The organism is Parageobacillus caldoxylosilyticus NBRC 107762 (genome assembly GCF_000632715.1).
In the GTDB taxonomy this organism is placed as follows: Bacteria; Bacillota; Bacilli; order Bacillales; family Anoxybacillaceae; genus Saccharococcus; species Saccharococcus caldoxylosilyticus.
In genome coordinates this window covers 1-23922 of the sequence record NZ_BAWO01000021.1, presented here as the reverse complement: position 1 = coordinate 23922, position 23922 = coordinate 1, and the positions used below count along the sequence as shown (strand labels likewise).

The following is a 23922-nucleotide window of genomic DNA, read 5'->3' as shown; positions in this document are numbered from 1 at the left end:
TTTTGTAAAAAATAAAAGGATTTTGTTATCCTATTGTCGAATGTACCTAAATGGAATTTTTCTACACAGCATGAAAAATAGGGAGTGGGGAGGAAGATATTCTTGAAAATTAAAGTATGTATCGCCGACGATAATCGCGAATTAGTTAGCCTGCTCGAGGAATATATTTCCAGCCAAAGCGATATGGAAGTAATCGGCACGGCTTATAATGGCCAAGATTGCTTATATATGCTCGAAGAAAAGCAACCGGATATTTTGCTGTTAGATATTATTATGCCACATTTAGACGGGTTGGCGGTGCTGGAAAAAATCCGCACGAAGCTGAAGCAGCAGCCGAACGTCATTATGCTAACGGCATTTGGCCAGGAGGATGTAACAAAAAAAGCAGTTGAACTTGGCGCCTCTTACTTTATTTTAAAACCGTTTGATATGGAAAATTTGGTGCATCATATCCGACAAATTCATGGAAAAACAACGCCGCTCATGAAAAAGACAGCTCCATCTTACCAGGCGCGCGACAACAAGCCGAAAAACTTGGATGCCAGCATTACGAGCATCATCCATGAAATCGGCGTTCCCGCTCATATTAAAGGGTATTTATATTTACGCGAAGCAATTGCCATGGTGTATCATGATATTGAATTGCTCGGCTCGATTACAAAAGTGCTCTATCCGGATATCGCGAAAAAATACAACACCACTGCTAGCCGTGTCGAACGGGCGATCCGCCATGCGATTGAAGTTGCCTGGAGTCGCGGCAATCTTGAATCCATTTCTTCCTTATTCGGCTACACTGTAAGCATGTCAAAAGCAAAACCGACGAACTCGGAATTTATCGCGATGGTGGCAGATAAGTTAAGATTGGAACATAAGGCTTCTTAAAGGCGCTAATTATCAAAGGTTTTATGGCTTCGAGTGATCAATATCGAAATGAAGCCAGATAAATATTTATACGTACGCATACGAAAGGAAAACACCTCTTATTGCCGGCAAAACAACGGTAAGTAGGAGGTGTTTTGATTTTGTCCGATTTTGATATGGAATTAGACAGATGGTGGTGAGACAACTGGCGGATTTGTTAAGTTTATCATTGCCGTAAAATAAAAAACATCTCTCGCAGAAGCAAACGAGAGATGTTTTTATACGTCGTCTGATGCGAAATTCAACGCTTTGTAAAAATAATTTATCGATTTATATTTTTTAACCTTCGGAAGCATGATATAATATGATATGTGTGTGTCAACACCACAGTTTAAGTCAATCGCACGTCACAAGATGAGCGATTGGCAAAACTTCATTGGGATTTTTAGGAAAAGTAATCCACCCTCCGTCCGCCAAACACAGGGTGGGTTACTTTTTTATTTTATCGATCAGCAACACGACCAACGTTACCAACGAGATCATAAACATTGCTGTCGGCATGTCCATCGGATTCCCCTCCTTATTGGAGGCTCAACCGCCCACCCTGCTCGCACGATTGACCTTAAGTTAATAATACCCCAAATTAGGTAAAAAAGCGACTATTTCCCATTATTTTCCCGATGAAATACGAAGAAAATGGTGTTAATACGCGGTGAGTCTTCCGCATCTCTTGACTTAGTCACTTTGCTAATCCTTCTTGTTTGAAATACGTTACTGACGTGATATGATGAGTAGTAGTCAAATTTTTTTCTCTGGCAGGAAAAGAACAAAAAAAGAGTGGGACTTCCCTGAGAGATGATTTGTTTGCTTAGTATAAGTGTCGAAATCGGGGCCAAGATTAGGAACATAAGGCTTTCTAATAAAAAGGCAGTCCGATGTGGACTGCCTTTTTTATGATTGCTCATTTTGCTTTTTTTCGAGTTCGAGCAATTTTTGCACTAAAATATGCTGCGGCATGTGCATGATTCGTTCGATCGGCATTCCTAGCGCTTTGGCCAGCTTTTGCGCCGTTTCCAAAGAAATTTTCAGCGGCTGCATCGTATCACCTCGCTTGCTTATAAAAAGTATAGCAACTTTTTGTTTTCTCGCATATATTTTTATGATCGCTTTTGCATCGGGAACGGAAAGGAGTAACAAACAGATGACGAAAATTTTCGCGCACCGCGGTTCCGCCGGCACGCATCCGGAAAATACGATGATTGCTTTTTATGAAGCAGAGAGGGTGGGAGCAGACGGCATTGAATTAGATGTGCAACTGACAAAAGACGGACAAATTGTCGTCATTCATGATGAAACGATCGATCGCACGACCGATGGGACAGGATGGGTCAAAGACTTTACGTACCATGAACTGCAGCAGTTTAATGCAGCATATAAATTTGCCGATCAATATGGCGTCTGCCGCATTCCGTTGTTAGAGGAAGTGCTTGCCTGGATTTGTTCGAAACCCCTCCTATTGAATATCGAATTAAAAAACAGCCTGATTGCCTACGAAAAGTTGGAACAAAAAGTGATTGACATGATCCGTCACTACCATCTTGAGGATAGGACCGTTCTCTCGTCCTTTAACCATAACAGCATGGCGTTGTGCCACCGCCTTGCTCCCGTGATCGAAACGGCTTTGTTGTATATCGAGCCGTTATATGAACCGTGGCACTATGTCCGCGTTATGCAGGCAAAGGGGCTGCACCCTTATCATCGCACGGTGACAGAGGCGTTTATCCGCCAAGCCCGCCATCACCAAATTGCTGTTCGCCCTTTTACCATTAACGGAGAATCTTTAATGAAAAAAATGTTCCAATACAAAGTCGATGCCATTTTTACCGATTATCCGCGCCAGGCAAGGGAAGTATTAAAAAAAACGCCTTAAACAAAAATGTTTAAGGTGTTTTTTTCTTGTTTTGAAACCGCGGCTGCACTTTATTGCGCTTGCGGTCGCGATGTAAAATAAATCCGCCGATAAATGCCAGACCGCCTGCAAACAAAAGGAAACCTGCTAAAAACTGCAGGGAAAGAAATGGAAATGGTGAATGCAAAATACCAAATAAGGTGTCGCGCATCCATTTAATTCCAAGCGCCGCCAATAAGCCGGGAATCACTAAAATAAGAAGAGCGATCATTCGTACCATCGTCATCGTGATCCTTTCGCGAAAAGGTAGTTTCATGAACCATCTTAACTGTTCCTCTGCGTTTGTCAAGCAAGGAAAAAACCGTTATGATAAAAATGCCTGCAAAAAATTGCATATGCCAAAGCGTGGTGAAGAACGATGAAAAAAGTATTAATTGTTGGCGCTGGAACTGGGGGAACGGCGCTGCTAAAACTGCTGCATAAAACGGCGGTGTTTCAAGTAACAGCCGTAGTAGATATCGATGAGATGGCTCCAGGAATCAAACTGGCGCGAGAGATGGATATCGCTGTCGGCACGGATTGGCGTGCTTTTATTAATAAAGAAATTGATCTCGTGATTGAAGCAACAGGGAAGCAGGAAGTGTTGGATGACATTCGCAGGGAGTGCGCTCCTAACATCACTGTCGTACCAGGAGCCGTTGCCCATATGATGGCAGAACTGGTGAAAGAAAAGGAAATGTTGATTGCAAAGTTGAAAAGCGAAACGACGAGACGCGGCTTAATTTTTAACGCTTCGCATGATGGCATGATTGTCGTGGATGAATATGCTTACATTACCGATATTAATAACAGCGCCGCCGAAATGATTGAAGTGGACAAGGAAAAAGTAATCGGGAAACACATTTTAGAAGTTCTGCCGACAAGCGGGCTGCCGCGGGTATTAAAAACGAAACAGACGGAATTTCACCAAGAAGTAAAGCTAGCCAACGGGAAAAAAGTTATCACGACAAGAATTCCGATGATCGATGAGACCGGGAAACTGTTCGGCGCTCTGGCGATTTTTAAAGATATTACCGAATTGGTGAAACTGGCCGAGGAAATTACCGATTTAAAAGAAATGCGCATGATGCTCGAAGCGATTATTCATTCATCAGAGGAAGCGATTTCCGTTGTCGATGAGCATGGAAACGGCATTTTAATTAACCCGGCGTATACGCGCATTACCGGCCTGTCGGAAGAAGAAGTAATCGGCAAGCCGGCGACAGCCGATATTGCCGAAGGGGAAAGCATGCATATGCAAGTGCTAAAAACGCGACGGCCTGTCCGCGGGGTGCGCATGAAGGTCGGCCCGAAAAACCGCGATGTGGTCGTGAATGTGGCGCCGATTATTGTCGACGGAGTGCTGAAAGGCAGCGTCGGGGTGATTCATGACGTATCCGAGATTCAGCGGCTGACAGCGGAGCTCAATCGGGCAAGGCAAATTATCCGCACGCTTGAAGCGAAATATTCGTTTGCCGATATTATCGGCACGTCGGAGGAAATAAAGGTAGCAATTGAACAAGCGAAAGTGGCCGCAAAAACGCCGGCGACGATATTGCTGCGCGGTGAATCCGGCACGGGAAAAGAATTGTTCGCCCATGCGATTCATAATGCAAGTGATAGAAAATACAACAAATTTATCCGTGTCAATTGTGCGGCCATTTCTGAAACACTGTTGGAGAGCGAGCTATTTGGTTATGAAGAAGGAGCATTTTCCGGGGCAAAACGCGGCGGCAAACGCGGTTTATTTGAAGAGGCGAACAACGGCAGCATTTTCCTTGATGAAATCGGCGAGCTTTCCGCGAATACACAGGCGAAATTGCTTCGCGTTCTGCAAGAAGGGGAAATCGTCCGTGTCGGCGGCACAAAGCCAATACCGATTAACGTCCGCGTCATTGCCGCCACGAATGTCAACTTAGAGAAAGCGATTGCCGAAGGGACATTCCGCGAAGATTTATATTACCGCTTAAACCGCATGCCGATTTACATTCCGCCACTGCGGGCAAGGAAGGAAGATATCCCGGCGTTGTGCCAGCATTTAATTCAGAAGCTGAACCAAGATTACGGGCGCAACGTCGAAGGAGTCACACCGGCCGCTCTTGATCGCTTGCTCGCTTACGATTGGCCGGGGAATGTGCGTGAATTGGAAAACGTATTAGGCAGGGCGATGATTTTTATGAAGTTTAATGAAGTGATGATCGATGTTCATCATATTCCGCCCCTTGATATTTCGCGGGCCGATTCCCCTTTCCGCAAAAATGAAAAGGAGCTGGAAATTCGTCCGCTTGAAGAGATGGTAGAGCAATACGAAGCGGGCATTATCGAGCAGGCGCTGCGAAAATACAACAACAATAAAACGGCGACAGCGCGGGCGCTTGGCATTTCTATTCGTAATTTATATTACAAGCTGGAGAAATATGGAATTGACAAAAATAGCACGCAATAATTTGCACGGTATGCAAATTATTGCGTATAACCAGCAAAATAAAATCCGAAAAAATAAAGCGCTTTCAATTTTTTGGGTTGGCACGCTTTTTGCATGTTAATAAAGTGCCACCGTAAATTTTGACGAAGAGGTTGGTGTATAAGATGAAGCTGCAATCGTTGATCGATCATGCAACCAAATATGCCGATATGACGGTAGCTGTCGCGGCAGCGGAAGATGAAGAAGTGATTGATGCCGTGACGATGGCGCTCGATCGCCATTTCGGAAAGTTTGTGTTGTATGGAGACCGTGAACAAATTGTGCAACTGTTAAGGCGAAAAGGCTATGCGGATTCCGGCCATATTCAAATCGTTCATGCCAATTCTACTGTGCAAGCAGCTGAGCTGGCGGTAAAATCTGTTCACTTAAATGAGGCAAATGTCCTGATGAAAGGGAACATCCCAACCGCTACGTTGTTAAAAGCAGTGTTAAACAAGGAGTACGGCTTGCGGACGGGAAAGGTGCTTTCCCATGTGGCTGTATTTGAAGTTCCTGGCTATGACCGTTTCATCATGGTGACGGATGCGGCAATGAACATTTCGCCGGATTTGGAACAAAAAGTACAAATTGTGGCGAATGCCGTTGCTGTAGCACGGTCGATTGGCATTGCCACACCGAAAGTGGCGCCGCTGGCGGCGGTGGAAGTAGTCAATCCGGCGATGCCGGCCACTGTTGATGCGGCAGCGCTGACCATGATGCAAAAACGCGGACAAATAAAAGATTGCATCATTGATGGACCACTTGCCCTCGATAATGCTGTTTCGTCTATAGCGGCGGAACATAAGCGCATTGACAGTGAAGTGGCAGGCAGGGCAGATATTTTGCTCGTTCCTGACATTGAAGCGGGAAACATGCTGTATAAATCGCTTGTTTATTTTGCCAATGCCAAAGTCGGGGCCGTCATCGCTGGAGCGAAGGCGCCGATTGTCCTTACATCACGCGCCGATTCGGCGGAAAGCAAACTGTATTCGTTAGCGCTCGCGGTTTGTTCCGCGTCCAAATAAACCATTAGGGAGGAAGTCATCATGGAATTGTTTAAATACATGGAAAAATACGATTATGAACAATTGTTGTTTTGCCAAGATAAAGAATCGGGATTGAAAGCGATTATCGCTATTCACGATACAACGCTCGGCCCAGCATTAGGCGGTACGCGCATGTGGATGTATAACTCGGAAGAAGAAGCGATTGAAGACGCGCTCCGCTTAGCGCGCGGCATGACGTATAAAAACGCTGCGGCAGGACTCAATCTTGGCGGCGGGAAAACGGTCATTATCGGCGATCCGCGCAAAGATAAAAATGAAGCAATGTTCCGCGCGTTCGGCCGCTTTATTCAGGGATTAAACGGCCGCTATATCACCGCGGAAGATGTCGGCACCACCGTTGCCGATATGGATATCATCTACCAAGAAACAGATTATGTGACAGGCATTTCACCAGAATTCGGCTCATCAGGCAATCCGTCTCCAGCAACGGCATATGGGGTGTACCGCGGCATGAAGGCAGCGGCAAAAGAAGCGTTTGGAAGCGATTCATTGGAAGGAAAAGTCATTGCCGTGCAAGGGGTTGGCAATGTCGCCTATCATTTATGCCGTCATCTTCATGAAGAAGGGGCGCAACTTATTGTCACTGACATTAACAAAGAAGCGGTGCAGCGCGCCGTTGAAGAGTTTGGCGCCAAAGCGGTGGACCCGAACGATATTTACGGCGTCGATTGCGATATTTTTGCCCCATGTGCGCTTGGTGGCATCATTAACGATCAAACGATTCCGCAATTAAAAGCGAAAGTCATTGCCGGTTCGGCGAACAACCAGCTAAAAGAGCCGAGACATGGCGATATCATTCATGAAATGGGCATCGTGTATGCGCCGGATTATGTCATCAATGCCGGCGGTGTCATTAACGTCGCGGATGAGTTGTATGGCTACAACCGGGAACGGGCGATGAAAAAAATTGAGCAAATTTACGACAACATCGAAAAAGTATTTGCCATTGCGAAACGCGACGGCATTCCGACGTATCAAGCGGCAGACCGTCTTGCGGAGGAACGCATTGAAACGATGCGCAAGTCCCGCAGCCAATTTTTGCAAAACGGTCATCATATTTTAAGCCGTCGTCGCGGTCGTTAAGGACAATATAAGCGGAAGCGGAAAAGCATGAAAATATTTTCTGCTTCCGCCCCCAGAATGGAGGTAGCAACCGTTGCAAGAGCAGAAGTTTCGCATCTTAACCATTAATCCCGGGTCGACCTCGACAAAAATTGGCGTGTTTGAAAATGAACGCTCCATTTTTGAAAAAACGATTCGCCATGACGCAGAAACGCTGCAGCGCTATCCATCGATTATTGATCAATATGAATTTCGCAAACAAACGATTCTAGACGCGCTCGATGAAGAGGGAATTAATCTTTCCAAGTTAAGTGCTGTTTGTGGCCGCGGCGGGCTTTTGCGCCCAATTGAGGGCGGCACGTACCGCGTCAATGAACAGATGCTCGAAGATTTGCGCAAAGGCTATTCCGGCCAGCATGCTTCGAATCTTGGCGGCATTTTAGCTCATGAAATTGCTTCGGCGTTAAATATTCCTGCCTTTATCGTTGATCCTGTTGTCGTCGATGAACTTGAGCCAATCGCCCGCATTTCTGGATTTGCGCTCATTGAACGGAGAAGTATTTTTCACGCGCTCAATCAAAAGGCGGTAGCGCGCCGCGTCGCCAAGCAGCTCGGCAAATCGTATGAAGAGCTCAACCTCATTGTCGCTCATATGGGCGGCGGAATTACTGTTGGCGCTCATAAAAAAGGCCGGGTAGTCGATGTCAATAACGGATTGGATGGCGAAGGCCCATTTAGCCCGGAACGCGCCGGAACTGTACCAGCAGGCGACCTCGTTTCTTTATGCTTTTCCGGCGAATACTTCCGTGATGAAGTGATGAGCATGCTCGTCGGCAAAGGCGGATTAGTCGGTTATCTCGGCACCAACGATGCGGTAAAAGTCGAAAAAATGATTGAAGCGGGCGATGAGAAGGCGAAGCTCGTATATAGTGCCATGGCCTATCAAGTCGCAAAAGAAATCGGAGCGGCAAGTGCTGTATTGGAGGGACAAGTCGACGCGATTATTTTAACAGGCGGTCTTGCTTACGGAAAACAGTTTGTGAAGGAAATTAGCGATCGCGTTTACTGGATTGCCGACGTCATTGTCCATCCCGGCGAAAACGAATTGCAAGCGCTTGCGGAAGGAGCGTTGCGCGTGTTGAGCGGCGAAGAAAAAGAAAAAGTATATCCAAGCGGAAATGTGGTACACACAACCGTTTTGCGATAGAAAGGAGAAAAGGATATGGCAAAAGAATATGATCTCGTCATCCTTGGCGGCGGAACTGGAGGATATGTGGCGGCGATTCGTGCTTCCCAGTTAGGGTTAAAAACAGCCGTTGTCGAAAAAGGAAAGCTGGGCGGAACATGTCTGCATGCGGGCTGCATTCCAAGCAAGGCGCTGCTGCGGAGTGCGGAAGTATATGCGCAAACGAAAAACGGCGAAACGTTCGGCGTCGTGGCAAACGATGTGCGCCTTGACTTCGCCAAAGTGCAGGCGCGCAAAGCAGCCATTATCGAACAGCTCCATAAAGGCGTCCAACACCTGATGAAAAAAGGAAAAATTGACGTCTATGCCGGCACTGGTCGCATTTTAGGACCATCGATTTTCTCGCCAATGCCGGGAACGATTTCCGTGGAAATGAATGATGGTTCGGAAAATGAGATGCTCGTGCCCAAAAATGTCATCATCGCCACGGGTTCGCGCCCGCGGACGCTGCCGGGTCTTGACATTGACGGCAAATTGGTCATGACATCCGATGAAGCGTTGCAAATGGAAACTCTTCCTTCTTCGATTATTATCGTCGGCGGCGGTGTCATTGGCATTGAATGGGCATCAATGCTGAATGATTTCGGCGTTGACGTGACGGTGCTAGAATACGCCGACCGCATTTTGCCGACGGAAGATCACGACGTCTCCAAAGAAGTGGAAAAGCTCTTAAAACGCCGCGGCATTACGATTGTGACAGAGGCGAAAGTGCTTTCAGAAACATTGGAAAAAGGAAACGGGGTCACGATTAAAGCGGAATATAAAGGCGAACAAAAAACATTTACCGCCGAAAAAATGCTCGTTTCCGTCGGCCGGCAGGCAAACATTGAAGGAATCGGCATCGAAAATACAGATATTGTCGTAGAAAAGGGATTTATTCAAACGAACGAGTTTTATCAAACGAAAGAGTCGCATATTTATGCGATTGGCGATGTCATTGGCGGTTTGCAGCTAGCGCACGTAGCGTCTCATGAAGGAATCGTTGCTGTAGAGCATATCGCTGGCCAAAATCCATCACCAATCGACTATACCATGATTTCGAAATGCGTCTACAGCCGTCCGGAAGTCGCAAGTGTCGGCTTGACGGAAGAAGAAGCGAAAGCAAAAGGATATGAAGTAAAAGTCGGCAAATTCCCGTTTAAAGCGATCGGCAAAGCGCTCGTGTTTGGCGAAGCGGAAGGATTTGTGAAAATCATAGCCGATCAAAAAACGAACGACTTGCTTGGTGTTCATATGGTCGGTCCTCACGTAACCGATATGATTTCCGAAGCGGGACTCGCCCGCGTCCTCGACGCGACGCCATGGGAGGTCGCGCATACGATTCATCCGCATCCGACGTTATCAGAGGCGATGGCAGAAGCGGCGCTTGCTGTGGATGGAAAAGCGATTCATTTTTAAGCGAATAAAGGGAGGTTGTTTCGATGGCAGAAAATCGTCACCAAGCGCTAGGCTTAAGCGATGAAACGGTATTGCAAATGTATGAAACGATGTTGTTGGCTCGCAAAATCGACGAGCGTATGTGGTTATTAAACCGCGCTGGAAAAATTCCGTTCGTTATCTCTTGCCAAGGACAAGAAGCGGCGCAAGTCGGCGCGGCATTTGCCCTTGACCGCACGAAAGATTACGTTTTGCCTTATTACCGTGATATGGGCGTTGTTTTAACATTTGGAATGACACCGACGGAATTAATGCTTTCCGCGTTTGCAAAAGCCGAAGATCCGAACTCTGGCGGCCGGCAAATGCCGGGTCACTTCGGGAAAAAGAAAAATCGCATCGTCACCGGCTCATCTCCAGTAACGACGCAAGTGCCGCATGCAGTTGGCATCGCGCTGGCGGCGAAAATGGAAAAGAAAGATTTTGTCGCTTTTGTGACGTTCGGGGAAGGATCATCGAACCAAGGCGATTTCCATGAAGGTGCCAACTTTGCCGGCGTGCATAAATTGCCTGTCATTTTCATGTGCGAAAACAACAAATACGCGATTTCCGTGCCAATTTCAAAACAATTGGCATGCGAAAAAGTATCGGACCGCGCCATCGGCTACGGCATGCCGGGCTATACGGTAGACGGAAACGATCCGCTTGAAGTGTACAGAGTTGTCAAAGAAGCAGCGGACCGCGCCCGCCGCGGCGAAGGACCGACATTGATTGAAACGGTTTCCTATCGTTTAACCTCGCATTCTTCCGACGACGACCAACGCGCATACCGTTCCGAAGAAGAGTTGGAAGAAGCGCGCGCCAAAGATCCGATTATTTCGTTTGCGAAATATTTGAAAGAAGTCGGTGTATTGACAGATGAACTGGAGAAAGAAATTCACGACCGCGTCATGAAGCAGGTGAACGAAGCGACGGATTATGCAGAAAAAGCGCCGTATGCAGAACCAGAACATGCCTTAAAGTACGTATACGCAGAGAAGTAAGGGGGAATGGACGATGCCAGTGATTTCCTATATTGATGCTGTGACGATGGCGATTCGTGAGGAAATGGAACGCGACCCGCGCGTTTTCGTATTAGGGGAAGACGTGGGCAAAAAGGGCGGAGTATTTAAAGCGACGCAAGGATTGTATGAACAGTTCGGCGAAGAGCGAGTCATTGACACTCCGCTGGCCGAATCCGCGATCGTTGGCGTCGGCATTGGCGCGGCGATGTACGGACTGCGCCCGATTGCCGAAATTCAATTTGCCGATTTCATCATGCCGGCGGTCAACCAAATTATTTCTGAAGCGGCCCGCATTCGCTACCGTTCAAACAACGACTGGAACTGCCCGATCGTCATCCGCGCCCCGTACGGCGGCGGCGTTCACGGCGCATTATATCATTCACAATCGGTGGAAGCGATTTTTGCGAATCAGCCAGGTTTAAAAATTGTCATGCCATCGACTCCGTATGATGTGAAGGGGCTTTTGAAAGCGGCGATTCGCGATGAAGATCCGGTTCTTTTCTTTGAACATAAGCGCGCGTATCGTCTGATTAAAGGTGAAGTGCCGGAAGACGATTACGTATTGCCAATCGGCAAAGCCGACGTTAAACGCGAGGGCGACGATATTACCGTTATTACGTATGGGTTATGCGTTCATTTTGCGCTGCAAGCGGCAGAACGGGTAGCGCAAGACGGCATTTCCGTTCATATTCTTGATTTGCGTACGGTATATCCGTTAGATAAAGAAGCGATTATTGAAGCAGCAAGCAAAACAGGAAAAGTGCTTCTGATTACGGAAGATAACAAAGAAGGAAGCGTCATGAGCGAAGTGGCCGCCATTATCGCTGAACATTGCTTGTTTGATTTAGATGCGCCAATTATGCGCCTTGCCGGTCCAGACGTTCCGGCGATGCCATACGCGCCAACGATGGAAAAATTCTTTATGGTCAACCCGGATAAAGTGGAAAAAGCGATGCGCAAGCTAGCAGCGTTTTAAGCAGGCGGATTTTTGCGATTCAAAATGCAGATTTGAACGGAGATAGGAGGTCATCTACGTGGCAATTGAACAACTTACCATGCCCCAGCTTGGGGAAAGCGTCACCGAAGGCACGATCAGCAAATGGCTCGTTTCCGTCGGCGACAAAGTCAATAAATACGATCCGATCGCCGAAGTCATGACCGATAAAGTAAACGCGGAAATTCCTTCGTCATTTACGGGCGTGATCAAAGAAATTATCGCGAAGGAAGGAGAAACGCTGCCGGTTGGCGCCGTGATTTGTACGATGGAAGTGGAAGGAGAAGGAACAGCAGCGGAAACGAAACAAGAGGAAGCACCGAAAGCAGAAGAAACAAAGGAAGAAGCTGCCCAAGCTCCGAAAAAAGCGGATCGGGCCAATAAAGGGCGCTATTCGCCAGCCGTTCTTCGCCTCGCTCAAGAACATAATATTGATTTGGAGCAAGTGCAAGGAACGGGGCTGGGCGGACGGATTACGCGCAAAGATTTGTTAAAACTCATCGAATCCGGAAATATCCCGAAAGCCGGTGGGCAGCCAGCCGCTTCGGCCCAGCCTGCACCGCAGCCGACACCAGCGCAGGAAGCGCCAAAAGCAGAACCAGCAGCTGCTCCAAAACAACCAACGGCTCCAAACGTCCCTGTTCAAGCAGGAGACATCGAAATTCCGGTCACACCGGTGCGCAAAGCGATCGCCGCGAACATGCTTCGCAGCAAGCACGAAGCGCCGCACGCCTGGACGATGGTCGAAGTCGATGTCACAAACTTGGTTGCGTATCGCGACTCAATCAAAGACGAATTCAAAAAACGCGAAGGCTTCAATTTAACGTATTTTGCCTTCTTCGTCAAAGCGGTCGCCCAGGCGCTCAAAGAATTCCCGCAGCTCAACTCGATGTGGGCGGGCGACAAAATCGTGCAGAAAAAAGATATCAATATCTCAATCGCCGTTGCAACAGATGATGCGTTATTCGTGCCAGTCATTAAGCACGCCGACGAAAAATCAATCAAAGGCATCGCCCGTGAAATCGCCGAGCTCGCCGCCAAAGTGCGCGCCGGCAAACTCCGCCCGGAAGACATGCAAGGCGGCACGTTTACAGTGAACAACACCGGCTCTTTCGGTTCGGTGCAATCGATGGGCATCATCAACTATCCGCAAGCAGCGATTTTGCAGGTCGAATCGATTGTCAAACGCCCGGTTGTCAAAGACGGCATGATCGCGATCCGCGACATGGTGAACTTATGTTTATCGCTTGACCACCGCGTTTTAGACGGTCTCATTTGCGGCCGCTTCCTGGCGCGTGTCAAAGAGATTTTGGAAAACGTATCGAAAGACAATACGCCGATTTATTAATATAGGAGAACCTCACCGCAAATTCGTTTGTGGTGAGGTTTTTCGTGTTATAATACTCTTTAATAGAAATTTCTCTTAGAAAAAATGATTTATTATTACTGAAGTGATGGAACAGGAAAAATGAAAGCCGATAATTGTTGGTATGCATTGCAAGAATATACGGCCCATGGCATTGTTTTTGTTTTAGCGTCTATGAAAAAGCAAATGGAATTTGATCGATTTTAGGCTTTGTCTTTTCGCAAAAGTTTTTTGTTCGTTGCTAGAACGATGCACATGTACTACAATAAAAAATATCAGTAATATTTTTAAAAGTGCAAAAGAAAGCGGTTTCTATGGATGGGAGAAAGCACTGAAAAGGGGGAAAACATAGTGAGCGATATTTCAACGATGAAAAATGTGACGTTTCCCGCTCCAAGCTTTGCGGAGTGGAAGCAGGAAGTGGAAAAGTCATTAAAAGGGAAACCGTTCGAAAAATTGTATTCGACTACATATGAGAATATCACGATTCAGCCTATTTATACGCGCCATGATGTAGAGAAGCTTGCCTATATCGAACAGTATCCAGGTTTTGCTAATTATATCCGCGGCACCAGGCCAAATGGATATATCAAAGAACCTTGGAAAGTAAGCCAGGAAATTTCCGCAAGCAGTCCAACCGAGTGGAACGAGATCGTCAAGCATGATTTGGAAAAAGGGCAAACGGAAATCCATATCGTATTGGAGCGGTTAGGGTTTCCAGTTACATCACTTGACGATATCGAAGCTATGTTTTCCGGTATTTCATTGGATACGTATTCGCTTCGCGTCGATGCGGGAGCACAGTCGCTTTCATTTTTAGCGCTGTTCGCCGCTTATTTGCAACAACGGCAAATACCGTTTAATACGGTGCGCGGAACGATTGGCATGGATCCCATCGGCGCGCTGGCGGAAACAGGAAAGCTCTCTCCATCGGTTGCGGCTTTGTATGATGTCATGGCGGATGTAACGAAGTGGGCGCAAGAACATATGCCAAACGTAAAAACGGTGATCGTCCGCGGCGAGCCGTATCATAATGGCGGAGCGAACGCAGTGCAAGAGCTGGCTTTCGCCTTTGCAACAGCAGTGGAATATATCCGTGCTTGCTTGGAAAGAGGAGTGGCGGTTGATGCCATTGCGCCGCGAATCCAGTTTTCGTTCTCTGTCGGCTCCAACTTTTTTATGGAAATCGCCAAGCTTCGCGCGGCAAGGCTCATTTGGTCCAATATTGTCAAAGCGTTTGGCGGCAGTGAGTCATCGCAAAAAATCGCGATGCATGCACGCACGTCCTATTTTACGAAAACGGTGTACGATCCGTATGTCAACATGCTTCGCGCGGCGGCCGAGGCGTTTGCGGCAACGGTTGGCGGCACAGACAGCCTTCATGTTTCTCCGTTTGACGAAGCGATCGGCCCAGCTGATGAATTTTCGCGGAGAATTGCCCGCAACACGCAGCTGATTTTGTTGGAAGAAGCGCATATCGCCAATGTCATTGACCCGGCTGGCGGTTCGTACTATGTGGAAACGTTGACGGCTCAAGTGGCGGAAGAAGCGTGGAAGCTGTTCCAGCAAATTGAAGCAAGAGGCGGCATCGTTCAGGCGCTCGCGGACGGCTTTGTGCAGGAGCAAGTGGAAGCAGTCGCAAGGCAGCGCAAGAAAAACGTCGAAACGAGAAAAGAAAAAATTGTCGGCACCAATTTTTACGCGAACTTGGCGGAAGCACCGGTTGAAAAAACGAATATAAGCAACGAACATCAGCGGTCTTCATCCGTCATCAACAAAGAGCATGCTGCCGCGCTGCAGGCGGGCTTTGCCAATCAGCAATGGATCGAAACGGCAGTTGACATGGCTTTGCGCCGAGCAACCGCTCGGGAAATCGAAGCAGCATTGAAAACAGAGGAAGCGTCCATCCATGTCAAGCCGATTACACAATGGCGCCTTGCCGAACCGTTCGAACGGCTGCGCAAAGCTTCGGAAGCCTATCTGAAAAAATACGGTTCTCGCCCTGCCGTTCATCTCATCAATATCGGAAATATTCCAAACTATAAAGCGCGCGCCGATTTTATTACCGGCTTTTTTGAAGCCGGCGGGATGGCTGTTGAAAAAAGCGAAGGCGTTCATAGCGCTGAGGAAGCGGTGTCAGAAGCAATCAATGCAAACGGGACGCATTATGTTATTTGCGGCTCGGATGAAAGCTACACTGATATTGTTCCGGCGATCGCCAAAGCGTTCAAGCAGGCAAAGCCAAACGTGAAGCTGTATGTCGCCGGAAAACAGCCGGCCGATATCGAACAGACTTTCATCGAGGCTGGGGTCGATGGCTTTATCCATATCGGTTCGAACTGTTATGAAATGATTGTATCGTTTATGAAAGAGATGGGGGTGGCCCTCAATGAATAAACAAGTTGATTTTACCAATCTTTCGCTAGAAATCACAAAACAAACGGCAGATGAGCGACAATGGAAACAGGCGATCGAAGACAAGGTGCGGGCATCCATCGATGACCTGCTGTTTCAGACGAATGAGCATATCGCCATTAAGCCGCTTTATACGAAAAAAGATATCGAAGATTATGATTTTCTTGATTATATGCCGGGAATCCCACCGTATTTGCGCGGGCCGTATCCGTCGATGTACGTGAATCGGCCGTGGACGATCCGGCAATATGCGGGGTTTTCGACAGCGGAAGAAAGCAATGCCTTTTACCGCCGCAATTTGGCGATGGGGCAAAAAGGGCTGTCCGTTGCCTTTGACCTTGCCACCCACCGCGGCTATGACTCCGATCATCCACGCGTCGTCGGCGACGTCGGCAAAGCAGGGGTGGCGATCGATTCGGTTTTGGATATGAAGATTTTGTTTGACGGCATTCCGCTTGACCAAATGTCGGTGTCGATGACAATGAACGGTGCAGTGCTGCCGATTATGGCGTTTTATATTGTCACGGCCGAAGAGCAAGGCGTCACGCAAGACAAGCTTTCCGGGACGATTCAAAACGATATTTTAAAAGAATATATGGTGCGCAACACTTACATTTATCCTCCGGAAACGTCGATGCGCATCATTGCGGATATTTTTGAGTACACTTCAAAATACATGCCAAAGTTTAACAGCATCAGCATTTCCGGCTACCATATGCAAGAAGCGGGGGCGCCGGCCGATATTGAATTGGCGTATACGCTCGCTGACGGATTGGAGTACGTGCGCACTGGCTTAAAAGCAGGAATTGATATCGACTCCTTTGCGCCACGGCTTTCCTTCTTCTGGGCGATCGGCATGAATTATTTCATGGAAGTTGCGAAAATGCGCGCGGCGCGCATCATGTGGGCGAAAATGATGAAAACGTTCAACCCGAAAAACCCGAAATCGCTCGCATTGCGGACGCACTCGCAAACATCGGGATGGAGCTTGACCGAACAAGATCCGTTTAACAATGTCGTGCGCACATTGATCGAAGCGCATGCGGCGGCGCTTGGCCATACGCAGTCGCTCCATACGAACGCGCTCGATGAAGCGATCGCGCTTCCGACCGATTTCTCGGCGCGCATTGCCCGTAATACACAGCTTTACTTGCAAGATGAAACGGGGATTTGCAATGTCATTGACCCATGGGCAGGTTCTTATTATGTAGAAACGTTAACGAACGAATTGATGAAACGGGCGTGGAAGCATATTGAAGAAATCGAAAGCCTTGGCGGCATGGCCAAAGCAATTGAAACGGGGATTCCGAAAATGCGCATTGAAGAAGCGGCGGCAAGACGCCAAGCACGCATTGACTCCGGGGCGGAAACGATCATCGGCGTCAACAAATACCGTCCGGAAAAAGAAGAGCCGATTGAAATTTTAGAAGTCGACAATACGGCGGTGCGGATGCGCCAGATTGAAAGATTAAAACAGCTGCGCGCCTCCCGCGATGAGCAAAAAGTACAAGAGGCGCTTGACGCGATTACGAAAGCGACGGAAACAGGAGAAGGAAATTTGCTTGAATTGGCCGTGCAGGCGGCGCGCGTCCGTGCGACATTGGGCGAAATTTCGTATGCGATTGAAAAAGTGGCGAAGCGCCATAAAGCGGTGATCCGCTCGATTAGCGGCGTGTACAGCTCCGAATTCCAAAATGAAGAGCAATTTGAACGCGTCAAAAAAATGACCGATGAATTTTATGAATTGGAAGGGCGTCGCCCGCGGATTATGATTGCGAAAATGGGGCAGGACGGCCATGACCGCGGGGCGAAAGTGATCGCGACGGCGTTTGCCGATTTAGGATTTGACGTTGACATCGGCCCGCTGTTCCAGACGCCGGAAGAAACGGCGCGCCAAGCGGTTGAAAACGATGTCCATGTCGTCGGCATCAGCTCGCTCGCCGGCGGTCATAAAACGTTGCTGCCGCAATTGGTGGAAGAACTGCGCAAGCTTGGCCGCGAAGATATTATCGTTGTTGTCGGCGGCGTCATTCCGCCGCAAGATTATGAGTTTTTATATCAACACGGCGCATCTGCCATTTTCGGGCCGGGAACAGTTATTCCAGTTGCCGCCGAAAAAGTGATCGAAGAAATTTATAAACGTCTCGGTTACGAGGAAGTGAGCCAATGAGCGACGAACGAACACAGCGTCCCGAATGGGTGGAAGAGGACAGGAAAGACGAATTTGCCACTACGTATGTGAAAGCGGCTCCTCCGTCCGCCCCGAAGCGGTGGGTGAAACGAAAAGAACGGTCCGTGGAGGAGTATGTCGCCGGCGTGCTAAACAATGACCGTACGATTTTGGCGCAGGCGATCACCTTGGTGGAAAGCAATGCCGCGAAGCATATGGACATCGCCCAGCAAGTGCTAAATAAACTTTTGCCGCACGTCGGCAAGTCGATCCGCATCGGCATCACCGGTGTGCCGGGAGCGGGGAAGAGCACGTTCATCGAAGCGTTTGGCACGTTTTTATGTGAAAAGGGACATCGCGTCGCTGTGCTGGCGGTCGATCCGAGCAGCTCCATTACCGGCGGCAGCATCCTCGGCGATAAAACACGGATGGAAACACTGGCCCGCCATCCGCGCGCCTTTATTCGTCCGTCCCCATCAGGCGGAGCGCTTGGCGGGGTGCACCGCAAAACGCGGGAAACGATGATGCTTTGCGAAGCGGCGGGATATGACATCATATTGGTGGAAACGGTCGGCGTCGGGCAAAGCGAGTTTGTCGTCCGCGGCATGGTCGATTTCTTTTTAATGCTGGTGTTGACCGGAGCAGGTGACGAATTGCAAGGAATGAAGCGCGGAATTATGGAATTAACCGATGCGATTGTGATTAACAAAGCGGATGGCGACAATAAGCCGAAAGCGTTGGCGGCCCAAAAAGAATACAATCAATTTCTCCACTATTTGCGTCCAGCAACGCCGGGCTGGGAAACAAAAGCGTATACGTGCTCGGCGCTTTTAGGAGAAGGCATCGAAGAGATTTGGAACGTGATTGAGAAGTTTGTGGAAACGACGAAACAGTCGGGCGTGTTTGATATGCGCCGGCGCCATCAACAAAAAGATTGGATTTACTCGATGATTAAAGATTATTTAGAAACAAGTTTCTTTTCCCATCCTGCGGTAAAAGAGAAGCTGCCGGTCATTGAAAATAAGGTTATTTCTGGAACACAATCCGTTACTTCCGCGGTACGGGAACTCATTAAGATATATGAAAGTAGGTCATAATGGAAAAATGTGATACGATAGGAGAAGGAGGTGCTTAGCATGTTTCAATTTCCACTATTTAATGATATTGTGGAACAATCACGCCGCGAAATCGTGGAGGCTGGCTTTGAAGAGTTGCGTACTCCTGAAGAAGTTGATGCGGCATTCAAGCGTCCAGGCACAACGCTTGTGATGATTAACTCGGTATGCGGTTGTGCGGGGGGCATTGCTCGTCCTGCAGCGGCACACGCGATTCATTATGACAAACGTCCAGACCATCTTGTAACCGTATTTGCCGGACAAGATAAAGAGGCAACGGCGCGGGCAAGGGAATATTTTGAAGGACAGCCGCCTTCTTCTCCATCTTTCGCTTTATTAAAGGATGGCAAGCTTTGTATGATGATTCATCGCCATGAAATCGAAGGGCATGAGCCGATTGAAGTCGTTCAAAAGCTGCAGGCGGCATTTGATCAATATTGTGATGAAGTATAACGGAGCTGAATTTTTCAGCTCCGTTATTTATTTGCTTGTTATTTTCAAAAAGTAAAAATGATTTATTTATATGAATTGCATAATTATTACTTAATGTGTTAATATACAAAACGTAGAATATATATTCAAAAACAAAGTGTGTATTATTAATTAATCTTTAAAACTTATTCATAATATTATAAAAATTATTTAATTTTTTTGAGCAGAGAGGGAGAGACACCGTATGAAAAAATCGTTGTTGCTTTTTATTGCTAGCATTCTATTAATTGGTTTGCTCTCGGCGTGTGGCACAGGGGGGCAGAAAAACGGAAGCGGAGAGCAAAAGAAAGTATTAAAAATGGGCACTTCCGCCGACTATGCGCCATTTGAATATATTGATACGGCGAAAGGGAATGACATTATTGGCTTTGATGTCGATTTGGCGAAAATGATTGCGAAAGAATTGGGATATGAAATTCAAATCGTGGATATGGATTTTACTGGTCTTATCCCAGCACTGCAGTCGGGAAAAGTCGATTTTGTGTTGGCGGGAATGACACCGACGGAAAAACGCAAGAAAAGCGTTGATTTCTCGGATGTGTATTATGTAGCGCGAAACATGATCGTTTCCAAAAAAGGAAGCGGCATTAAAACGGTCGAAGATTTAAAAGGAAAAACGGTTGGTGTTCAAACTGGCTCGATTCAAGAAGGAGAAGCAAATAAAATTGCAAAGACAGTTGACATGAAAATTGAAAGCCGCAACCGCATTCCGGAGTTAATTCAAGAGATTCAAGCAGGGCGCTTTGATGCAGCGATTATCGAAGATACAGTCGCAAAAGGGTATTTGAAAAATAGCAATGGCAAATTAGAAGGGCACACGATGCCAACAAGCGAACAAGAAGCAGGCTCCGCTATCGCCTTCCCGAAAGGCAGCAAGCTGCGCGATGAGTTTAACAAAGTATTGCAAGAAAAAATGAAAAACGGCGAAGTGGACAAGTTGATTAAAAAATGGTTTGACCAGTAAAGTTATGCGTTCAAAAAGGATCTGATCTCCTTTTTGAACGTTTTCACTATGTTGCAAGGAAGGATGAAGGCTCACGTGAATTTAGATTTTTCGCAAATTGTTCCATCAATTCCGTATATATTGCAAGGAATCGCAGTTACGTTAAAAATTGTCGTTTTTGCGGCGTTGTTAGGGTTTGTGTTTGGAGTTATTTTAGCGTTAATGAAGATTGGCGGAATGAAGGTTTTGACATGGTTTGCCGATGCCTATACATCCGTGTTTCGCGGCACGCCGCTTGTATTACAGCTTGTTCTTATTTATTTTGGAATACCGCAGCTTACCGGTTTTGAAATTGACGCGTTTCCCGCAGCGGTCATCGCGTTCGGGTTAAACTCCGCCGCCTATGTCTCTGAAATTATCCGTGCCGGCATTTTAGCCGTTGATAAAGGACAGCGGGAAGCGGCGCTGGCGCTTGGTGTTCCGTATAAGCTAATGATGCGAGACATTATTTTGCCGCAAGCGCTGAAAAATATTTTGCCGGCATTGATGAATGAATTGATTACATTGACGAAAGAATCTGCGGTTGTAACGGTAATTGGAGCAATGGATGTCATGCGGCGGGCTTACATCGTTGGCGGACAAGTTTATCGGTATATTGAGCCGCTATTGATTGCTGGATGTATTTACTATGTTTTAGTCATGCTTCTTACGCTGCTTGGCAAAGCGTTAGAAGGGAGATTGAGAAAAAGTGATTAAAGTCGAGGATTTGCATAAATCGTTTGGGAAATTAGAAGTATTAAAAGGAATTACGACAACGATTAAGCAAGGCGAGGTAGTGGCGGTGATCGGTCCATCCGGGTCGGGAAAATCGACGTTTTTACGCTGCTTAAACTTGTTGGAGGAACCGACGCGGGGGAGAATTTGGATTGGTGACCAGGAAATTACGGATAAAAAGACAAACATTATGAAAGTGCGCCAGCATGTCGGCATGGTGTTTCAACATTTTCATTTGTTTCCTCATATGACCGTGCTTGAAAATGTCACGTATGCCCCGATTAAAGTAAAAGGAATGACGAAAGCCGAAGCGGAGGCAAAAGGCATCGAGTTGTTGAAAAAGGTCGGATTGGAACAAAAGGCAAACGAATATCCAAGCCGGCTGTCGGGCGGGCAAAAGCAGCGCGTGGCGATTGCAAGGGCGCTTGCTATGTCGCCGGATGTGATGCTGTTTGACGAACCAACGTCAGCGCTTGACCCGGAAATGGTCAAAGAAGTTCTTGAAGTAATGAAGTCGCTTGCCCATACGGGAATGACGATGGCGATTGTCACTCATGAAATGGGCTTTGCCCGTGAAGTCGCTGACCGGGTGTTGTTTTTAGACGGCGGCCAGCTTGTCGAGGACGCGCCGCCACATGAATTTTTTGCATCTCCGAAAAGCAAGCGGGCTCAAGAATTTCTTGAAAAGATGTTATAATGAAGTACAATAAAAAGATGATCTTTGGATCATCTTTTTTAATTTTGGTCAGGGGAATGAAGAAATGGTGAAAATCGGATACCGCACAGCGAAAACAGCAATAGGCACCGCGCTTTCGATTAGCATCGCCCAGCTAGCAGGGTTACATAATTTTGCCTCTGCCGGCATTATTACGATTTTATGCATTCAAGTCACAAAAAAACGATCGCTGCAAACGGCATGGGCTCGCTTTGTCGCCTGTGTCGTAGCGATGTTGTTTTCTTATATCTTTTTCCGAGGGATCGGCTATTATCCGTTTACGGTCGGACTATTGCTTCTCTTTTTTATTCCGACGACCGTATGGCTGAAGGTAAATGAGGGGATCGTCACCAGCTCGGTCATTATTCTCCATTTGTACGCAGCAAGGCAGTTTACATGGTCCATTATTTTCAATGAACTGCTGCTGATTGCCATCGGTATGAGCGTGGCGCTGTTGATGAATATGTATATGCCAAGCGCAGAAAAGAAGCTAAAGGAATATCAGCGCATTGTCGAAGATTTATTCCGCATTATTTTAAAAGAGATTGTCCGCTATTTGCGCACAAATGAAACGGATTGGGACGGAAAAGAATTGCCGCTTGCGGCCGAGACGCTGCAGCAGGCAAAGCAATTGGCGCTGCGCAATGTCGAAAATCGCATGCTGCGGTACGAGGACGAATATGTTCATTATTTTCGCATGCGGGAAAGACAGCTGGAAATTATAGAAAGAGTGCTGCCGCTTGTTACTTCGCTGACGTATACGGTAGAGCAACGCATGATGATCGCCGATTTTATCGACAAATTAAGCGATGCCATTCATCCGGGCAATACGGCCGACCGTTTTCTCCGCGAGCTTTATGATATGCGAAAACGGTTTGAAACGATGCCGCTTCCAAAAACACGCGAAGAATTTGAGGAACGCGCCGCGCTATTGCATTTAGTAAAAGAGTTGGAGCAATATTTGATTATTAAAAGTCAGTTTGGTGTATCGGAAAGGAAAAAATAAACTTCCGCTGCGATGGGCGAACGATGCATGCTTGCACTGCGTTTGTTTCACACTATAATAAAAACAACGGAAAAAGGGTGAAACAAAATGGTACGCTTTCTGCTAGCAGCCATGTTGTTCGTTTCTTCGTTCTTGTCGTTTCTTGACTTTTCCGCAGCGGAGATAACTCCGTTGATCATTATCAATAAGACAACCAATAAAATGGCCTTTATCCGTAACGGAAGAATTGAATCAGTATATCCAGTGGCGACGGGCGTCAATGCGTCATTAACGCCGGAAGGGCTGTTTACCGTGACGGTGAAAGCGAAAAATCCGTATTACCGCAAAAAAAACATTCCAGGCGGTGCGCCAAACAATCCGCTTGGAACGCGATGGATCGGTTTTAATGCGCGAGGAACGGGCGGCCGCATATATGGAATCCACGGCACCAACAACCCAGCCTCCATCGGAAAATATGTCTCGCTAGGCTGTGTGCGCATGTATAATCAAGACGTCGAACAGGTATACGAAAAAGTGCCGATCGGCACAAAAGTGCTGATTATCCGCAGCAATGAATCGTTTTATTCGATTGCCAAGCGATATGGGGCGCTTTGATGAAAAGGCAAGCTTCCTCATCACGGAGCTTGCCTTTTTCGTGCAGACAAGCGACCTGTTGAAAAACGGATGACCCCGCCGCCTCCGCTTTTCTAATTAAAACCACATGCTAATGCCGGCTAAAATCGTGGTAATGAGCATGGAAATCAACATTAAATAAACGACGAACTTTTGTGTTTTCCGGGACATTGTATTTCCTGGTTACTAAAATCTATAAAAATCGACTCCTCGCGATGGAACCGGGAAACACCT

Annotated in this window: 22 protein-coding genes; 19 read left to right on the top strand and 3 right to left on the bottom strand. The window is 47.3% G+C overall.

Annotated features, from left to right (window positions below; all coding sequences use genetic code 11):
- The first annotated feature begins 102 nt into the window (after positions 1–102).
- Positions 103–882: a sporulation transcription factor Spo0A gene (gene spo0A / locus GCA01S_RS06985; protein ID WP_017435222.1), complete on the top strand. Its 780-nt coding sequence runs from the start codon at positions 103–105 to the stop codon at positions 880–882.
- Positions 883–1812: 930 nt separating this feature from the next.
- Here the strand turns inward: spo0A and GCA01S_RS19250 are convergent.
- The gene (locus GCA01S_RS19250; RefSeq protein WP_070104534.1) at positions 1813–1959 is read right to left on the bottom strand and encodes a YycC family protein; all 147 of its coding nucleotides are present in this window, start codon (positions 1957–1959) and stop codon (positions 1813–1815) included.
- 103 nt (positions 1960–2062) lie between these two features.
- Here GCA01S_RS19250 and GCA01S_RS06980 point away from each other — a divergent pair, with 103 nt between their 5' ends.
- Positions 2063–2791, top strand: a complete 729-nt coding sequence (locus GCA01S_RS06980) for a glycerophosphodiester phosphodiesterase (RefSeq protein ID WP_042408501.1) — start codon at positions 2063–2065, stop codon at positions 2789–2791.
- Positions 2792–2801: 10 nt separating this feature from the next.
- Here the strand turns inward: GCA01S_RS06980 and GCA01S_RS06975 are convergent, their stop codons facing one another.
- Positions 2802–3050, bottom strand: a complete 249-nt coding sequence (locus GCA01S_RS06975; RefSeq protein ID WP_026078465.1) for a DUF2627 domain-containing protein — start codon at positions 3048–3050, stop codon at positions 2802–2804.
- 138 nt (positions 3051–3188) lie between these two features.
- Here GCA01S_RS06975 and GCA01S_RS06970 point away from each other — a divergent pair, with 138 nt between their 5' ends.
- The 17 genes from GCA01S_RS06970 to GCA01S_RS06890 all read left to right on the top strand — a co-directional run bounded on the left by GCA01S_RS06970 (position 3189) and on the right by GCA01S_RS06890 (position 23670).
- On the top strand, positions 3189–5255 hold the full coding sequence (locus GCA01S_RS06970; protein ID WP_042408499.1) for a sigma-54 interaction domain-containing protein: 2067 nt from the start codon (positions 3189–3191) through the stop codon (positions 5253–5255).
- A 143-nt stretch (positions 5256–5398) separates the two neighbouring features.
- On the top strand, positions 5399–6298 hold the full coding sequence (yqiS, locus tag GCA01S_RS06965) for a phosphate butyryltransferase (RefSeq protein ID WP_017435229.1): 900 nt from the start codon (positions 5399–5401) through the stop codon (positions 6296–6298).
- Between the two features lie 21 nt (positions 6299–6319).
- Positions 6320–7423, top strand: coding sequence for a leucine dehydrogenase (locus tag GCA01S_RS06960; RefSeq protein WP_017435230.1), 1104 nt, complete (start codon positions 6320–6322; stop codon positions 7421–7423).
- Between the two features lie 73 nt (positions 7424–7496).
- Entirely contained in the window at positions 7497–8609 is a 1113-nt protein-coding gene (buk, locus tag GCA01S_RS06955) for a butyrate kinase (RefSeq protein WP_017435231.1), read from the top strand.
- A 15-nt stretch (positions 8610–8624) separates the two neighbouring features.
- Positions 8625–10046: a dihydrolipoyl dehydrogenase gene (lpdA, locus tag GCA01S_RS06950; protein WP_042408496.1), complete on the top strand. Its 1422-nt coding sequence runs from the start codon at positions 8625–8627 to the stop codon at positions 10044–10046.
- A gap of 23 nt (positions 10047–10069) precedes the next feature.
- A complete protein-coding gene (locus tag GCA01S_RS06945; protein ID WP_017435233.1) occupies positions 10070–11065 on the top strand; it encodes a thiamine pyrophosphate-dependent dehydrogenase E1 component subunit alpha in 996 nt (331 codons plus the stop codon).
- A 13-nt stretch (positions 11066–11078) separates the two neighbouring features.
- Entirely contained in the window at positions 11079–12062 is a 984-nt protein-coding gene (locus tag GCA01S_RS06940) for an alpha-ketoacid dehydrogenase subunit beta (RefSeq protein WP_017435234.1), read from the top strand.
- 58 nt (positions 12063–12120) lie between these two features.
- Positions 12121–13428, top strand: coding sequence for a dihydrolipoamide acetyltransferase family protein (locus GCA01S_RS06935; RefSeq protein WP_042408493.1), 1308 nt, complete (start codon positions 12121–12123; stop codon positions 13426–13428).
- Positions 13429–13797: 369 nt separating this feature from the next.
- Positions 13798–15843, top strand: a complete 2046-nt coding sequence (locus GCA01S_RS06930) for a methylmalonyl-CoA mutase family protein (RefSeq protein ID WP_042408491.1) — start codon at positions 13798–13800, stop codon at positions 15841–15843.
- Complete coding sequence (gene scpA, locus GCA01S_RS06925) at positions 15836–18031, top strand: methylmalonyl-CoA mutase (RefSeq protein ID WP_042408488.1); 2196 nt, start codon at positions 15836–15838, stop codon at positions 18029–18031. The genes GCA01S_RS06930 and scpA overlap by 8 nt, the downstream gene beginning before the upstream one ends.
- Positions 18028–19128 (top strand): methylmalonyl Co-A mutase-associated GTPase MeaB, encoded by a 1101-nt coding sequence (gene meaB, locus GCA01S_RS06920; protein WP_042408486.1) that lies wholly within the window; start codon positions 18028–18030, stop codon positions 19126–19128. The genes scpA and meaB overlap by 4 nt, the downstream gene beginning before the upstream one ends.
- Positions 19129–19167: 39 nt before the next feature.
- Complete coding sequence (locus tag GCA01S_RS06915) at positions 19168–19599, top strand: BrxA/BrxB family bacilliredoxin (RefSeq protein WP_017435240.1); 432 nt, start codon at positions 19168–19170, stop codon at positions 19597–19599.
- 223 nt (positions 19600–19822) lie between these two features.
- Positions 19823–20602 carry a transporter substrate-binding domain-containing protein gene (locus GCA01S_RS06910; protein WP_017435241.1) on the top strand — a complete coding sequence of 260 codons (780 nt, stop codon included), beginning with the start codon at positions 19823–19825 and terminating at the stop codon, positions 20600–20602.
- Positions 20603–20677: 75 nt separating this feature from the next.
- Positions 20678–21337 carry an amino acid ABC transporter permease gene (locus GCA01S_RS06905; RefSeq protein WP_017435242.1) on the top strand — a complete coding sequence of 220 codons (660 nt, stop codon included), beginning with the start codon at positions 20678–20680 and terminating at the stop codon, positions 21335–21337.
- The gene (locus tag GCA01S_RS06900) at positions 21330–22052 is read left to right on the top strand and encodes an amino acid ABC transporter ATP-binding protein (RefSeq protein WP_042408482.1); all 723 of its coding nucleotides are present in this window, start codon (positions 21330–21332) and stop codon (positions 22050–22052) included. The genes GCA01S_RS06905 and GCA01S_RS06900 overlap by 8 nt, the downstream gene beginning before the upstream one ends.
- Before the next feature lie 64 nt (positions 22053–22116).
- Complete coding sequence (locus tag GCA01S_RS06895) at positions 22117–23076, top strand: aromatic acid exporter family protein (RefSeq protein ID WP_017435244.1); 960 nt, start codon at positions 22117–22119, stop codon at positions 23074–23076.
- 87 nt (positions 23077–23163) lie between these two features.
- On the top strand, positions 23164–23670 hold the full coding sequence (locus GCA01S_RS06890) for a L,D-transpeptidase (protein WP_017435245.1): 507 nt from the start codon (positions 23164–23166) through the stop codon (positions 23668–23670).
- Between the two features lie 96 nt (positions 23671–23766).
- Here GCA01S_RS06890 and prli42 read toward each other — a convergent pair whose 3' ends face one another.
- Positions 23767–23859 (bottom strand): stressosome-associated protein Prli42, encoded by a 93-nt coding sequence (gene prli42, locus GCA01S_RS20060; protein WP_017435246.1) that lies wholly within the window; start codon positions 23857–23859, stop codon positions 23767–23769.
- Between the last annotated feature and the right edge of the window lie 63 nt (positions 23860–23922).